Origin of the sequence: Flavobacterium sp. (genome assembly GCF_027484205.1) — a bacterium.
Classification (GTDB): domain Bacteria; phylum Bacteroidota; class Bacteroidia; order Flavobacteriales; family Flavobacteriaceae; genus Flavobacterium.
The window spans coordinates 55,231-69,039 of sequence record NZ_JAIXUB010000026.1 but is presented as its reverse complement, the minus strand read 5'-3'; the positions used below and the strand labels follow the sequence as shown (position 1 = coordinate 69,039).

The following is a 13,809-nucleotide window of genomic DNA, read 5'->3' as shown; positions in this document are numbered from 1 at the left end:
TAGAGTGCCAAAACCACTAATAGACCAACAACATTTTAAATAGACAGACAACATTTTTATTAAAATATTTCTATATTTGAGAAACTTTTGAGCCAAATGAATCCTTTCAACTGTATAATTATCGATGATGACGAAATTGACCGACTGACGGTTGTCTCTTATGCCAAAAGGTTTTCGAATTTGAAGATTATTGGTGTTTTTGAAAATGCAGAAGATGCTTTGCCATTATTAGAAAAAGAGAAGATAGACATTCTTTTTTTAGACATCGATATGCCGTCACTCAACGGATTGGATTTTCGTAAAAAAGCGATGGAAGTTCCGGTTTGTATTTACATAACGGCACATCCAGAACACGCCGTAGAAAGTTTTGAATTAGATACATTAGATTTTATAGTAAAACCAATTAAAATCGATCGATTTACTCAAACGATGAGTAAGATTGAGGATTATATGGAGTTGAAACTTAAAGCACAATTATTTGAATCAACTATTGGTGGCGATGTTATTTATATTAAAGAAGGACATTCAGAAACAAAAGTAAAACTTCATGATATTTTGTATCTCGAAGCGTTGAAGGATTATACTAAAATTGTTACTTCGACCAAAAGACATTGTGTATTGACAAGTATTGGGAATTTATTAAAAGAACCTCATTTTAAATCATTTATTAGAATTCACAGAAGCTTTGCAGTTCAAAAACAATACATTGATAAAAGAATGCCTAACGAACTTTTACTTAACAATGGAATGCTTATTCCTATTGGTAGAAGTTATAAAGAGAATTTGAGTTTATGAGAAATGTTGTTTTTATAGTACTATTTATTTCTTTTTTCTCACATAGTCAAGTAAATAGTGAATTTGTAATTGATTCATTAGAAAAAAAATTACCAAAAATTAAAACCGAGAAAGAAAGAATTGATATTCTTAACCAGATTGCGTACGAATATAAATTTATCGATCCAAAAAAGAATTTTGATAACGCTCTAAAAGCTTTAGAATTTGCAAAAAAAATAGATTACCTAGATGGAATAATTAATGCCAAAAGAAACTTAGGTTATTTTTATTTAATTACCTCTGATTATAAGCAAGCAAAAGATAATTTTAATTTCATAATAAAAAACTCTAAAGACAATGCGAAGATAGGACTTTCTTTTTCTGGACTTGGAATTATAGAAGCTAAACAATCTAATTATCCAGAAGCTTTAGAATTATATTTCAAAGGGTTAAAGTTTGCCGAAAAAAGTAATGATAAAATCATTCAAGCTAAAATACTTTCCAATATTGGCTCTGTATATTACGATACTAACGAATTTAATAAATCAATACTATACCAGAAAAAAGCTTTAGCAATTCCTGGTAAAAATGGATATAAAGAGGATGATAATTTGAGGTTACACAACATAGGATTGTGTTATTTTGAATTAAAAAAATATGATAAATGTTTGGAATTCATCCAAAAAGCTGAATTACTTGATGATAAATTAGGTAATTTAATGAACAAGATATCTTGTTTTGGTGTTAGAGGTCGTGTTTATTTTGAAAGAAAAGAGTATGACAAAGCATTATCAATATTTACAAAACAATTGGAGTTAAACAACGAATTTGGAGATCCACACAACATATCAGGAACATACAGTAGAATTGGTGATGTATATAAAATAAAAGCAATAACTAATCATGATTTAAACAAAAGAAAAGCGTTTTACTCAAAAGCTCTTGAATATTATACAAAATCCATTGCGTTAAATAAAGAAAATAATGATTTACAAAATTTGAGTAATGACTACGGTTCAATTTATGAATTAGAAAAAAAACAAAATAATTTTAAAGAGGCATTATCTGCTATCGAACTATCAAAAGCCTACAATGATTCAGTATTTAATCAAGACAATAAAGAAACTATCAAAAATCTTGAAGATAAAAGAACAATAGAAGTAAAGGAGAAGCAACTAAAAATTAACCAGCTCGAACTTCAAGCAAAAGAAAAACAAAAATGGTTCTACCTTTTCGGAATTGGGTTGTTAGCAATCATTGGAGGTTTGTTATTTTATCAAAGTCGTAATCGTAAAAAAACCAATGAAAAATTACAACAATTAAATACCGAATTAGATCAAGCGAACAAAACCAAAACCCGATTTTTCAGCATTTTAAATCATGATTTAAGAAGTCCGGTTGCAAATTTGATTCATTTTCTTCATTTGCAAAAAGACAGTCCTGAATTGTTAGATGAAGAAACTAAAAACCGAATGCAATCTAAAACTATTTCTGGAGCAGAAGATTTACTTTCCTCCATGGAAGATATTTTACTGTGGAGTAAAGGTCAGATGGAAAACTTTAAACCTCAACCCAAAGAAGTTTCAGTAAATCAATTGTTTGAAGATACAAAAAAGGTCTTTTCTGGCTATCATAAAATCGAATTTGAATATCAAAACCCTGATAATATTTCCATTTTTACCGATGAAAATTACCTAAAAACCATTGTTAGAAATTTGACTAGTAATGCTATAAATGTTTTTTCTACAACACCAAATCCAACTATAACTTGGAAAGCATGGAAAGAAAATGACGTTTCATTTCTATCAATTACAGATAATGGTCCAGGCGCAAGCAAAGACCAGTTTAAAGCTTTGTATGATGACAAAGAAGTAGTTGGAATAAAGTCAGGTTTAGGTTTGCACTTAATCCGTGATTTAGCTAAAGCAATTGATTGTGAAATAAAAGTGGAAAGCCAAATTAATCAAGGCACTACTTTTATATTAAGTTTATAAGGTTACAAACTATTCAGGTTTATAAATTTTATCGTATAAATCTTTGTATTTTTCTCGTACTACTTTACGTTTTAATTTTAGGGTAGGAGTAAGTTCGCCACCATCGATGCTCCAAATATTAGGTGTCAATTCAAAGCGTTTGATCATTTCCCAATTCCCAAATTTTTTATTGATTTCATCAACTTCTTCCTGAATTCGGGCAACTACTTTTGGGTTTGAAGCAATTTCTTCATTTAAATCACCAATGTCTTCATGATGACGTTTTGCCCATTCTCTAACAAAATCAAAACTTGGTTGTATGAAAGCGGCAGGCATTTTTTCGCCATCACCAATTACCATAATTTGCTCAATAAACAAGGATTGTTTCATTGCATTTTCAATCAATTGCGGTGCAATATATTTTCCTCCTGAAGTCTTGAACATCTCTTTCTTTCTATCGGTAATTTTCAAGAAACCTTGTTTGTCGATTTCGCCAATATCACCTGTATGGAAATAGCCGTTTATAATAACTTCATCGGTCAATTGTTGGTCTTTGTAATAACCCAACATTACGTTTGGTCCTTTGCATAGAATTTCGCCATCTTCAGCAATTTTCACTTCTACATTGTTGATTACTTTACCAACGCAACCCACTTTAAAACCGCCATTTCTCATATCATTAACAGAAATTACAGGAGATGTTTCTGTTAATCCGTAACCTTCCATAACAGGCATTCCTGCAGCGGCAAAAACTCTAGTTAAACGTGGTTGTAACGCTGCACTTCCTGAAACCATTACGGTTAGATTGCCACCTAAACCTTCTTGCCATTTACTGAAAATTAATTTTCTAGCAATTTTAAGTTGGGTTTCATACCAAAATCCGTTAGCACCATAAGGTTCATATTTTAAACCTAAGTCAATTGCCCAAAAGAATAATTTCTTCTTGATTCCAGATAATTCTGTGCCTTTTGCATAAATTTTGTCATATACTTTTTCAAGAAGTCTTGGAACAACTGAGAAAACGGTTGGTTTTACTTCTTTAATATTATCCGAAAGTTTGTCGATTGATTCCGCAAAATAAATCGCTACTGAATAATATTGATATATGTATAAAATTACGCGTTCAAAAATGTGACAAATAGGCAAGAAGCTCAACGCACGACTTGTTCCTTCTTCAAATGGAATTCGAGGTGAACTATCTAAAACATTAGAAACAATATTATTGTGTGAAAGCATTACACCTTTAGGTTTTCCTGTGGTTCCTGATGTGTAAATTATGGTAGCAAGCTCTTCTGGTTTTACGTTGTTTTTTCGGTCTTCAACAACATCTTGATTTGAGGTATCCTCACCAAGATTTAAAACCTCTTTCCAATTTTTACAATCACTAATTTCATCAAAAGAATACACTTCTTTCAAGAGAGGAACGTTTCTTTGAATGGATTTTAATTTTTGAAGTACAACTTCATCTGAAACAAAACAATAAATTGATTCTGAATGATTTAATATGTATTCATAATCTTCTGCAGCAATCGTTGGATAGATAGGAACGGTTTGCGCTCCTGTTTGCAAAACACCAATATCCATAATGTTCCATTCTGTTCTATTAGAAGAAGAAATGATGGCAATTTTATCGTTTTTTTGAATTCCTAAACGCAACAAAGCACGAGAAATAGCATTCGATTTATCGATGTATTCTTGGGTTGAGGTTTTTATCCAAACACCATTGTATTTGGTTACTAAACAATCTGGAACATTGTTTTTTTCTAATTGATAGTATGGAAAGTCAAAAAGACGCGTAATTGAAGTCATTGGAGTTAATTTTGATGCAAATTAATTAATAATCTAATCATTCACAATATTAAATTAAAAAATTAAAATAATAATTGTGAAATATGTAGTTTTGCAACCTTAAAATTAGTTATTTTATAATGAAGAAGTTTCCAAGATTTGATGAGTATAAAGTTCTAGCATACAGAATTTTGTTAGCCTATATTTTTTATTTTATTGCTCGAATTCTTTTCTATGTTTATAACGTAAATTTAATCGAAATAAATTCTGTTTCAGAGTTTCTGTCGTTGAGTTATCATGGTATTGCTTTTGACACTACAACTATTTTATACATCAATTCGTTGTTCATTATTTTTTCGGTTTTCCCATTGGTAATCAACAATAAAAAGATCTATCAGAAAATACTTTTCTATCTTTACTTCACTACTAATTTAATAGTGTATTCTTTCAATTTTGTTGATTTTATTTATTACAGATATTCGTTTAATAGAAGTACACGCGCTTCATTAGATACTTTGGAAAATGAGGATAAAAGTGGTCTGTTTCTAAACTTTTTGATAAATTATTGGCATGTATTTTTGTTGTTTTTTTTATGTGCTTTTTTATGGATTTATCTGTATAAAAAAGTAAAGATTACAACAGAAGTTCACAAGCCATCATTCAAATATTTCTTAACTTCAATAGCTGGTTTTTTATTAATTACTGTTCTTTGTGTGGGTGGAATTCGTGGTGATTTTAGAAAGAGCACACGACCAATTAATTTGTTGGATGCAAGTAGGTATGTTACTAATTCAACTCAAGCAGATTTTGTTTTAAACACACCATTTGCCATCATTAGAACTTGGAATACGAATACTTTTAAGAAAGTAAATTTAGTTGATAAACAAGTTGTTGATTCCATTTTAATTCCTGTAAAGCAGTATAAAAATAATCCAAAAACAAAACCTAATATTGTTATTTTTATATTAGAAAGTTATGGAAGAGAATACATTGGTGCGTTCAACAAAGAACAAAAATTACCTAATTATAAAAGTTATTCGCCTTTTGTAGATTCGTTAGCACAACACAGTATGATTTATACTAATGCCTACGCTAACGGATGGAAATCTATTCATGGAATGTCGTCTATTATTGCAGGAATTCCTTCGTTTAAAGATGCTTTTACCTCTTCAGCTTATTCTAAACAGGATATAGAATCTTTAGTTTCAACTTTAAAAGGCGATGGTTATGATACTTCTTTTTTTCATGGTGCGCCAAATGGTTCGATGGGATTTTTAGGATTTGGAAATATCCTTGGTTATGACCATTACTATGGGAAAAACGAATATAATAATGATGCCGATTTTGATGGTGTTTGGGGAATTTGGGACGAACCATTTTTTCAATATTTCAATAAAACTTTAAGCCAAAAGAAAAGCCCTTTTATGGCAACATTGTTCTCGGTTTCATCGCACGAACCTTATGTAGTTCCAGAAAAATATGATGGAAAATTTGATAAAGGAACAGTAAACATTCATCAAACTATTGGATATACTGATATGGCTTTGAAGAAGTTTTTTGCTGCGGCGAAAAAAGAAAAATGGTATGACAACACTATTTTTGTGCTTGTTGCTGATCATGGAAATACTATTGCCTATGATGAATATAAAAAAGAAGCAATGAAGCACACTGTTCCCATTTTATTTTTTACACCAAATGAAAAATATGTTGGAGTTAATAACGATTGGGCACAACAAATTGATATTTATCCAACATTATTAGATATGATTGGTTATGAAAAACCATTCAGAAGTTGGGGTAGAAGTTTGTTAAATGATAAACAAATTGCACCTTTTGTTATCAAACATTCTTCAAAAAATTACCTGTTTATGAGTGGCAATTATATTTGCACTTTTGATGGTAAAAAAGCTATTGGTTTTTATGATAAAAATGACAAAGCAATGAATACCAACTTAATATCTAAGCGAAATAAAGAGATGGATTTGTTAGAATTGCGATGCAAAGCTTTTCTACAAGATTATATGGATAGAATTATTGACAAACGATTGAATAAATAAAAAATAAATTACTAGAGCGATTCGGAAGAGTCGCTTTTTTATTACTAAAAAGTTTCATCATTAAATCCTTAAATAGTCTAATATTCCATATATTTTAGGTTACCTTTATATAAATTATTGATTAAGTGATTTTTATATCATAAAGTTCTATGAAAATATGCTAGTGTGATTTATGTAAATTGTTGCTGTTTAGTTGTAATATTTTTTCAATTATTTAGTATCAACTTTGCTTAGGATAATAATTTTAATTTCGAAATAAAGCAACAAAATAATTATTCAATAAAAGATGAAAAAACCAAATGACAATTTAGAGTTAGAAAAAGGAAAGACTCATATAGTAGTAGAAATAATCGAGTATATGTCAAATGCAATTGTCAGTAAAACTATTATTAAAAAAATAACAGGCAATGTTACGGTTTCATCTTTTGATGCTGGTGAAGAGTTGGATGAAAAAATTTCACCTTTTGATACGTATATTCAAATCATAGATGGTGTTGCAGAACTAACACTAAACGACAAAAAAATAAAATTAAAATTAGGTGATGGTATTATCATACCTGCTAATTCAAAGCATCATTTTAATGCTAACGAGCAATTTAAAATGATTTCAACCGTAATTAAAAGTGGTTATGAAGATTAAATGAGAATACTTAGCAAAACTTAATTTGTTGATAAAAATCAAACAGTTATGATTCTATATATAAAATATATGGTTAGTCTTCGTTGCAAAATGATGGTTAAAGAAGAATTGAGAAAATTAGGTTTGCACTATGTGATTGTAGATTTAGGAATGGTTGAAATTTTAGAAGATATTAAACCTGAAAAATTTTTAGAATTAAAAGTAAATCTAGCTAAGTCGGGATTAGAATTATTAGACGACAAAAAAGCTATTTTAATTGAACGTATTAAAAATGTAATTGTTGAGATGGTTCATTATACAGATGAACTTCCAAAAGTGAATTATTCTGATTATATCAGTGAAAAATTGCATCATGATTATACCTATTTGTCTAATATTTTTTCAGAGGTAAAAGGAATAACCATACAACAATACATTATCAATCATAAAATAGAACGAGTTAAAGAGTTGCTTTTATATGATGAATTGAATTTAACCGAAATTGCTTATCTTTTAAATTATAGTAGTGTGGCACATTTATCTAATCAATTTAAAAAAATAACAGGACTTTCTCCTTCTTATTTTCAGCAATTAAAAAAGAGAAGGCAATCACATTTAAGAGAGAATTTAGAAAGTATATAATTGTTTTATAAATTAAAATTGAAAACATCCATTTATAGGGTGTTTTTTTTGTTTAATACGGTTAAGTTATTGTTAATAAGTGAATTATGTAATAATTGGTAATCATTGTGTAATAGACTTTGAACACAATCATTGCAACTTTGTACTATCAAAAAGAAACATTTTAATTTATTATAAATCATGGAAGCAAAACACAACAAAAGTACAGAAGCGTTAAAAATTTCAGGAGATTGGAGTCAACAAGCAGACGATTTGAAAGAAAAATTTCCACAACTAACAGATGCTGACTTAAAATTTGAAAGAGGTAGAGAGGAAGATTTAGTAAAAAGATTAGAGTTACGTCTTCACAAAAAAAGAGAAGAAGTAATCAACATTATCAGAAAAGTGCAACCTGCAACAGTATAATTTGACTTGATTATGTGGGCAACGTAGAGTTTACGAGATACTACGAATACATGTAAAAGTCAATAAAAAGTGCAGCACTACAAACGCTGCACTTTTTTTATCTAAAAAAAGCACCATCATGGAAATAAAAAAACACGGAATTCTTTTAAAAAAAACAGACTTAGCATTTGAGAATGATAGTGTTCTAAATCCTGCCGTAATGCAAGAAGGAACTACTTTACATATGCTGTATAGAGCGGTTAGAAATGGAAATTATTCAACAATTGGATATTGCAAATTAGATGGACCATTAAAAATTATCGAACGAAGTAATACACCATTGTTAATTCCGCTTACTGATGATGCTTCAAAAGGTATTGAAGATCCAAGAATTGTAAAAATTGACGGTATCTATTATATTACTTATACTGCTTACAACGGAATAAATGCGCTTGGAGCATTAGTTACATCAACCGATTTAAAAACGTTTGAAAGACAAGGAATTATTGTACCTAAATATACTTTTGATGAATTCAAACGATTAGCAGAATGTAACAATTTAGTTAATGTAAAATATTTTAGACACGTTCGGCATTTTGAACCTAATGAACAAATTTATTTATGGGACAAAGATGTGGTTTTTTTTCCAAGAAGGATTGATGGAAAGTTGGCTTTTTTGCATCGCATTCGTCCAGGAATTCAGTTGGTTATGGTCAATGATTTGAAAGAATTAACAAAAGATTATTGGGATCATTATTTTCTTCATTTTAACGAGCATATTATACTTGATCCAGTAGGCGTTAATCATGAGTCGGGATATATTGGAGCTGGTGCACCACCAATTGAAACAGAATTTGGTTGGTTGATTATTTATCATGGAGTTTATGACACTTCCGAAGGTTATATTTATTCGGCAGCTGCAGCTTTACTTGATATAAACAATCCCACAAAAGTCATTGCTCGATTAATCAATCCACTTTTTATTCCTGAGTTTGATTATGAACTAAATGGTGTTGTGAACAATGTGGTTTTTCCAACAGGAACTGCTTTATTTGATGATGAATTATACATTTATTATGGTGCTGCTGATAAGTGTATTGCTTGTGCATCGGTGAGTTTGAAAGAATTATTAAAAGAATTATTACTAAATAAAATTGATCATGAGAGCTAATATTTTTCCAATATATAACAACAGTTTAATTGTTTATAAAGAATCATTAAACAATTTAAATGGAATCAACTTTTTTAAAATGCCAACTGTTGAAAAGACAAATTCAATTTTTTCAAAGCATAAAGAATTGCCCGAAATTTTATTTATAACAACTTATCCACCAAGAGAATGTGGCATTGCAACATATACACAAGATTTAAGAAATGCAATTCAAGAAAAGTTTGGACATAGTTTTTCATTAAAAGTTTGTGCTTTAAATGCGAAAGAAACCGAGTACAACTATGCAGACGAGGTAAAATATACTATTCAAACTGATGAAGAAGAACAGTTTATACAATTAGCAAATAGAATAAATGCTGATAAAAATATAGCTATGATTTTCCTGCAACACGAGTTTGGATTATTTGGCGGTGAAAATGGCAGCTATTTACTAAAATTAATGGCACATTTAAAAAGACCAATAACGACAACATTTCATACCGTTTTACCCGATCCAAATTCTAAATTAAAAAAAATTGTACGAAAGATTGTTGATTGCTCTGACTCGGTTATTGTAATGACGAATGCATCGGCAATAATTTTAAGAAGTGATTATGGAATTGCAGTTCAAAAAATAACAGTAATTGCGCATGGTACACATTTAGTTACATCAAGTGAAGTTTCAGAAAATAAATCAAAAATTCATTTGGCAGATAGAGTAGTGCTGTCAACATTCGGATTATTAAGTGAAGGAAAAAGTATAGAAACCGCAATTGAAGCTTTGCCAAAAATCATTGAAAAATTTCCAAATGTTATCTATTTAGTAATTGGAAAAACGCATCCAGAAGTTTTAAAACGCGATGGAGAAAAGTATAGAAACTTTCTTTATGAAAAAGTTTATGAATTAGGATTGCAAAATAATGTTCGTTTTATTAATCGATATTTATCTCTTCAGGAGTTGATGGATTATTTACAACGAACAAAGATATATTTCTTCACATCAAAAGACCCAAATCAAGCTGTTAGTGGAACATTAGCTTATGCTTTAGCTTGTGGTTGTCCTGTAATTTCAACGCCAATTCCTCATGCTAAAGAGTTGTTAGATGGTGCAGGAATAAACTTTGATTTTCAAAATTCAGAACAATTAGCAGAAGCAACTATAAAATTGCTATACGATCCTAAATTGTTAAAAGAAATGCGTCTTAATGCTTTGCATAAAATCAGTCCAACATCATGGCAAAATGCAGCTATTGCTCACATTGAATTAACCAAAAGCAGTTTAGCAAAACACAAAGTTGAATTAAAATATGAATTACCTAAAATTTCTTTAGATCATATAAAAAGATTGACAACTAAAGATGGAATGATTCAGTTTTCTCAAATTTCATCACCCGATTTAGAATCAGGTTACACTTTAGATGACAATGCTCGTGCATTAATTGCAATGACGAAACATTATGAAATAACAAATGATGTAGCTGATTTAGAATTGATTACAATCTATCTTGATTTTATTATTTTTTGCCAACAAGATGACGGAAGTTTTTTAAACTATGTTGACCAAAAAGGAAATTTTTTCTTGAAAAATAAAGATGAAAATCTCGAGGATTCTAACGGAAGAGCTATTTGGGCATTAGGAGAATTTAGTTCGTATCAGAACTTATTTAGCGAAAAATTGATTGAGGTTGCAAAAATTGCTTTAAAAAAATCTCTTAAAAATATAGCCACATTTCGCTCTCCAAGAGCCATTGCCTTTGCTATCAAAGGACTTTATTTTTATAATTTAGAAATAAATAACGTAATTATTAAAGTTATAATAACACAATTAGCAGACAATTTAGTTTCAAAATTCAGAGGTGTTTCCGATAAAAACTGGAAATGGTTTGAAAATTATTTAACTTATGCTAACAGTCTTTTACCTGAAGCTATGCTTTTTGCATCTATGAGTACAGGAAGTTTATTGTATCGAAAAATTGCAAAAACGTCATTTGATTTTTTACTTTCTATCATTTTTAGAGACAATCAAATTAAAGTCATTTCTAATCAAGGTTGGCATCACAAGGATAAAAGCGCTAATGATTTTGGCGAACAACCCATAGATGTTACTTATACCATTTTAGCTTTAAATAGTTTTTATAATTCTTTTCAAGAAGAAGGATATTTCGAAAAAATGGAAACCGCATTTAATTGGTTTTTAGGAAAAAATCATTTACATCAAATAGTTTATAATCCAATAACTGGTGGATGTTATGATGGATTAGAAGAACATCATGTCAATTTGAATCAAGGTGCTGAATCAACTGTAAGTTATTTAATGGCACGACTAATTTTTGAAGAAATACTCAATTCAAAAATAGAAGTACAATTATACAATGAGACTTTTCAAGAGGTATAAATTGTTGATGTGATATTTATGTAATTTAATAAAGTTCTATTGTAATGTTTTTTGCTCAATGTGGAACTAATTTTATTACGTAATAATGACATTACATTTAAAATTATTTTGATGAAAACAAACGCAGATTTACAAAATAGAGTTCAAAATGCACTTCAATGGGAACCTTTATTAAATAAAGAAGAAATAGGTGTTTCGGTTGACGATGGCATTGTTACTTTAACAGGTTTTACAGATAGTTATGCTAAAAAGGTGAAAGCTGAAGAAACAACTAAAAATATATTGGGAGTTAAAGCCATTGTTGAAAAAATGGAAGTCAAATTCGGAATGAACAATGCCATTTCTGATACCCAAATTGCTCATGAAGTGGTCAATGCATTTCAATGGAATTGGGAAATTCCAAATGATGCTATAAAAGTGAAAGTTGAAAACGGTTGGGTAACTTTAGAAGGAAATTTAGAATGGAATTATCAAAGAGAAACGGCAAATAAAATAGCTGGTAGTCTTTTAGGAGTTCATGGTTTAACTAACAAAATTTCGATTAAAACGGAATTACACGACGAAATTGAAAAAAAAGCGATTGAAGAAGCAATTGCTTCAAATTGGGCAATAAATAGTGATGAAATTACAATTACAGTTTTAGACAAAAAAGTCACACTATCAGGAATTGTTCATTCTTTATATCAAAAACATCAGGCAGAAAAGATTGTATGGAGTACTCCTGGTGTATGGTTTGTTGAAAATAATTTAGAAGTAGGTTTTGAAAATTAAGCAAATGAAAGCAAATATTGGAATTACAGAAAAAAATGGTCAATCGGTTGTTAATGAATTATCAAAAATTTTAGCAGACGAATATGTTTTATATACTAAAACTAGAAATGCTCATTGGAATTTAGAAGGCGCAGATTTTTTTGAAAAACACAAATTCTTCGAATCACAATACCGACAATTAGAAGGATTTATTGATGAAGTAGCGGAACGTATTCGTAAATTAGGATTTTATGCACCTGCAAGTTTATCTTCTTTTTTAAGTTTAACGCAACTTACAGAAGTCACTCGAGAGCAAAATGACAGTTATGGATTTATAAAAGAATTGCTAATAGATCATGAAAGTATCATCATGAAATTGAGAGAGAATATTTCAAATTTCGCTTTTGAGTTTCACGATTCAGGATCAAGTGATTTTATTACAGGACTGATGGAAGAGCACGAAAAAATGGCTTGGATTCTTCGTTCACACTTATAAAAAACTAAAAATGGACACAATGAAAAAAGTATTAATGGCATTAGATTATAATCCAACAGCAACAAGAATGGCAGAAATTGGTTTTTCATTTGCGAAAGCAATGCATGCTGAGGTTACTTTACTCCATGTTGTTGAAAATGAAGTGTATTATACTTCTTTTTTAACTTCTCCTTTTACAGGTATTGGCGATTTTGATAGTGCTACTTTTTATCAATACATGAATGCTGATGGAATGAGTGATGCTGCAAATTATTATCTTGAAAAAATAAAAAAACATCTAGGCGATTCTAAAATTAAAACCTTAGTTGAAAATGGTGAGTTTGCCGAGGTAATTCTTAAAACGGCGAAGCATTTAAAAGTTGATATGATTGTTATGGGTTCGCACAGTCAAAAATGGTTAGAGCAAATTTTAATTGGAAGTACAACAGAGAATGTTTTAAATCAAACTACTATTCCGTTACTTATTATTCCCACAAAGAATAAGCATAATTAATGTGGTAAATATGTAATATCAATTCCTGTTAGTGTAACACAAAGCTTTTAGTTCAATAGTACCTTTGATGTATAATAAAATTAGCAATACAATAACTAAAAACAAATATCATGAACAATTTACTTTATCTAATAGCAGTAGTTTTAATCATTTCATGGGCTTTGGGATTTTTTGTTTACAACACAGGAAGTCTAATCCATTTTCTTCTTGTTTTAGCAATACTAGCTATTTTAATAAGAATTATTACAGGGAAAAAGGTTTTATAATATAATGAATAATACGCATATA

General features: G+C 29.6%; 13 protein-coding genes. 12 read left to right on the top strand and 1 reads right to left on the bottom strand.

Features of this window, described 5'->3' with window-relative positions; all coding sequences use genetic code 11:
- Positions 1-96 precede the first annotated feature (96 nt).
- Together Q0049_RS14150 and Q0049_RS14145 are read left to right on the top strand one after the other, a co-directional pair.
- Complete coding sequence (locus Q0049_RS14150) at positions 97-795, top strand: LytTR family DNA-binding domain-containing protein (protein ID WP_298121081.1); 699 nt, start codon at positions 97-99, stop codon at positions 793-795.
- A complete protein-coding gene (locus Q0049_RS14145) occupies positions 792-2,768 on the top strand; it encodes a tetratricopeptide repeat-containing sensor histidine kinase (RefSeq protein ID WP_298121078.1) in 1,977 nt (658 codons plus the stop codon). The genes Q0049_RS14150 and Q0049_RS14145 overlap by 4 nt, the downstream gene beginning before the upstream one ends.
- 9 nt (positions 2,769-2,777) lie before the next feature.
- On the opposite strand, the gene Q0049_RS14140 is transcribed toward Q0049_RS14145, so the two are convergent.
- Positions 2,778-4,556 carry a long-chain fatty acid--CoA ligase gene (locus Q0049_RS14140; RefSeq protein ID WP_298121076.1) on the bottom strand — a complete coding sequence of 593 codons (1,779 nt, stop codon included), beginning with the start codon at positions 4,554-4,556 and terminating at the stop codon, positions 2,778-2,780.
- A 119-nt stretch (positions 4,557-4,675) separates the two neighbouring features.
- Here Q0049_RS14140 and Q0049_RS14135 point away from each other — a divergent pair, with 119 nt between their 5' ends.
- The 10 genes from Q0049_RS14135 (at position 4,676) to Q0049_RS14090 (ending at position 13,787) form a co-directional block, all read left to right on the top strand.
- Positions 4,676-6,592: an LTA synthase family protein gene (locus Q0049_RS14135; RefSeq protein ID WP_298121073.1), complete on the top strand. Its 1,917-nt coding sequence runs from the start codon at positions 4,676-4,678 to the stop codon at positions 6,590-6,592.
- Positions 6,593-6,878: 286 nt separating this feature from the next.
- On the top strand, positions 6,879-7,232 hold the full coding sequence (locus Q0049_RS14130; RefSeq protein ID WP_298121070.1) for a cupin domain-containing protein: 354 nt from the start codon (positions 6,879-6,881) through the stop codon (positions 7,230-7,232).
- Between the two features lie 48 nt (positions 7,233-7,280).
- A complete protein-coding gene (locus Q0049_RS14125) occupies positions 7,281-7,853 on the top strand; it encodes an AraC family transcriptional regulator (RefSeq protein WP_298121068.1) in 573 nt (190 codons plus the stop codon).
- Positions 7,854-8,033: 180 nt separating this feature from the next.
- A complete protein-coding gene (locus Q0049_RS14120; RefSeq protein WP_298121064.1) occupies positions 8,034-8,258 on the top strand; it encodes a hypothetical protein in 225 nt (74 codons plus the stop codon).
- 118 nt (positions 8,259-8,376) lie between these two features.
- On the top strand, positions 8,377-9,408 hold the full coding sequence (locus tag Q0049_RS14115; protein ID WP_367178997.1) for a pesticidal protein Cry7Aa: 1,032 nt from the start codon (positions 8,377-8,379) through the stop codon (positions 9,406-9,408).
- Positions 9,398-11,782, top strand: a complete 2,385-nt coding sequence (locus Q0049_RS14110; protein ID WP_298121062.1) for a glycosyltransferase — start codon at positions 9,398-9,400, stop codon at positions 11,780-11,782. The genes Q0049_RS14115 and Q0049_RS14110 overlap by 11 nt, the downstream gene beginning before the upstream one ends.
- A gap of 111 nt (positions 11,783-11,893) precedes the next feature.
- Entirely contained in the window at positions 11,894-12,553 is a 660-nt protein-coding gene (locus Q0049_RS14105) for a BON domain-containing protein (protein WP_298121060.1), read from the top strand.
- A gap of 4 nt (positions 12,554-12,557) precedes the next feature.
- Positions 12,558-13,028 carry a DNA starvation/stationary phase protection protein gene (locus tag Q0049_RS14100; protein ID WP_298121059.1) on the top strand — a complete coding sequence of 157 codons (471 nt, stop codon included), beginning with the start codon at positions 12,558-12,560 and terminating at the stop codon, positions 13,026-13,028.
- Between the two features lie 19 nt (positions 13,029-13,047).
- Positions 13,048-13,521 (top strand): universal stress protein, encoded by a 474-nt coding sequence (locus Q0049_RS14095; protein WP_298121057.1) that lies wholly within the window; start codon positions 13,048-13,050, stop codon positions 13,519-13,521.
- 110 nt (positions 13,522-13,631) lie between these two features.
- The gene (locus Q0049_RS14090; RefSeq protein ID WP_298121055.1) at positions 13,632-13,787 is read left to right on the top strand and encodes a lmo0937 family membrane protein; all 156 of its coding nucleotides are present in this window, start codon (positions 13,632-13,634) and stop codon (positions 13,785-13,787) included.
- Positions 13,788-13,809 lie beyond the last annotated feature (22 nt).

Coding starts and splice junctions, on each gene's coding strand:
- Q0049_RS14135 (WP_298121073.1), top strand. CDS start 4,676: ATGAAGAAGTTTCCAAGATTTGATGAGTATAAAGTTCTAGCATACAGA.
- Q0049_RS14090 (WP_298121055.1), top strand. CDS start 13,632: ATGAACAATTTACTTTATCTAATAGCAGTAGTTTTAATCATTTCATGG.
- Q0049_RS14105 (WP_298121060.1), top strand. CDS start 11,894: ATGAAAACAAACGCAGATTTACAAAATAGAGTTCAAAATGCACTTCAA.
- Q0049_RS14130 (WP_298121070.1), top strand. CDS start 6,879: ATGAAAAAACCAAATGACAATTTAGAGTTAGAAAAAGGAAAGACTCAT.
- Q0049_RS14120 (WP_298121064.1), top strand. CDS start 8,034: ATGGAAGCAAAACACAACAAAAGTACAGAAGCGTTAAAAATTTCAGGA.
- Q0049_RS14150 (WP_298121081.1), top strand. CDS start 97: ATGAATCCTTTCAACTGTATAATTATCGATGATGACGAAATTGACCGA.
- Q0049_RS14140 (WP_298121076.1), bottom strand. CDS start 4,556: ATGACTTCAATTACGCGTCTTTTTGACTTTCCATACTATCAATTAGAA.
- Q0049_RS14125 (WP_298121068.1), top strand. CDS start 7,281: ATGATTCTATATATAAAATATATGGTTAGTCTTCGTTGCAAAATGATG.
- Q0049_RS14115 (WP_367178997.1), top strand. CDS start 8,377: ATGGAAATAAAAAAACACGGAATTCTTTTAAAAAAAACAGACTTAGCA.
- Q0049_RS14110 (WP_298121062.1), top strand. CDS start 9,398: ATGAGAGCTAATATTTTTCCAATATATAACAACAGTTTAATTGTTTAT.
- Q0049_RS14100 (WP_298121059.1), top strand. CDS start 12,558: ATGAAAGCAAATATTGGAATTACAGAAAAAAATGGTCAATCGGTTGTT.
- Q0049_RS14145 (WP_298121078.1), top strand. CDS start 792: ATGAGAAATGTTGTTTTTATAGTACTATTTATTTCTTTTTTCTCACAT.
- Q0049_RS14095 (WP_298121057.1), top strand. CDS start 13,048: ATGAAAAAAGTATTAATGGCATTAGATTATAATCCAACAGCAACAAGA.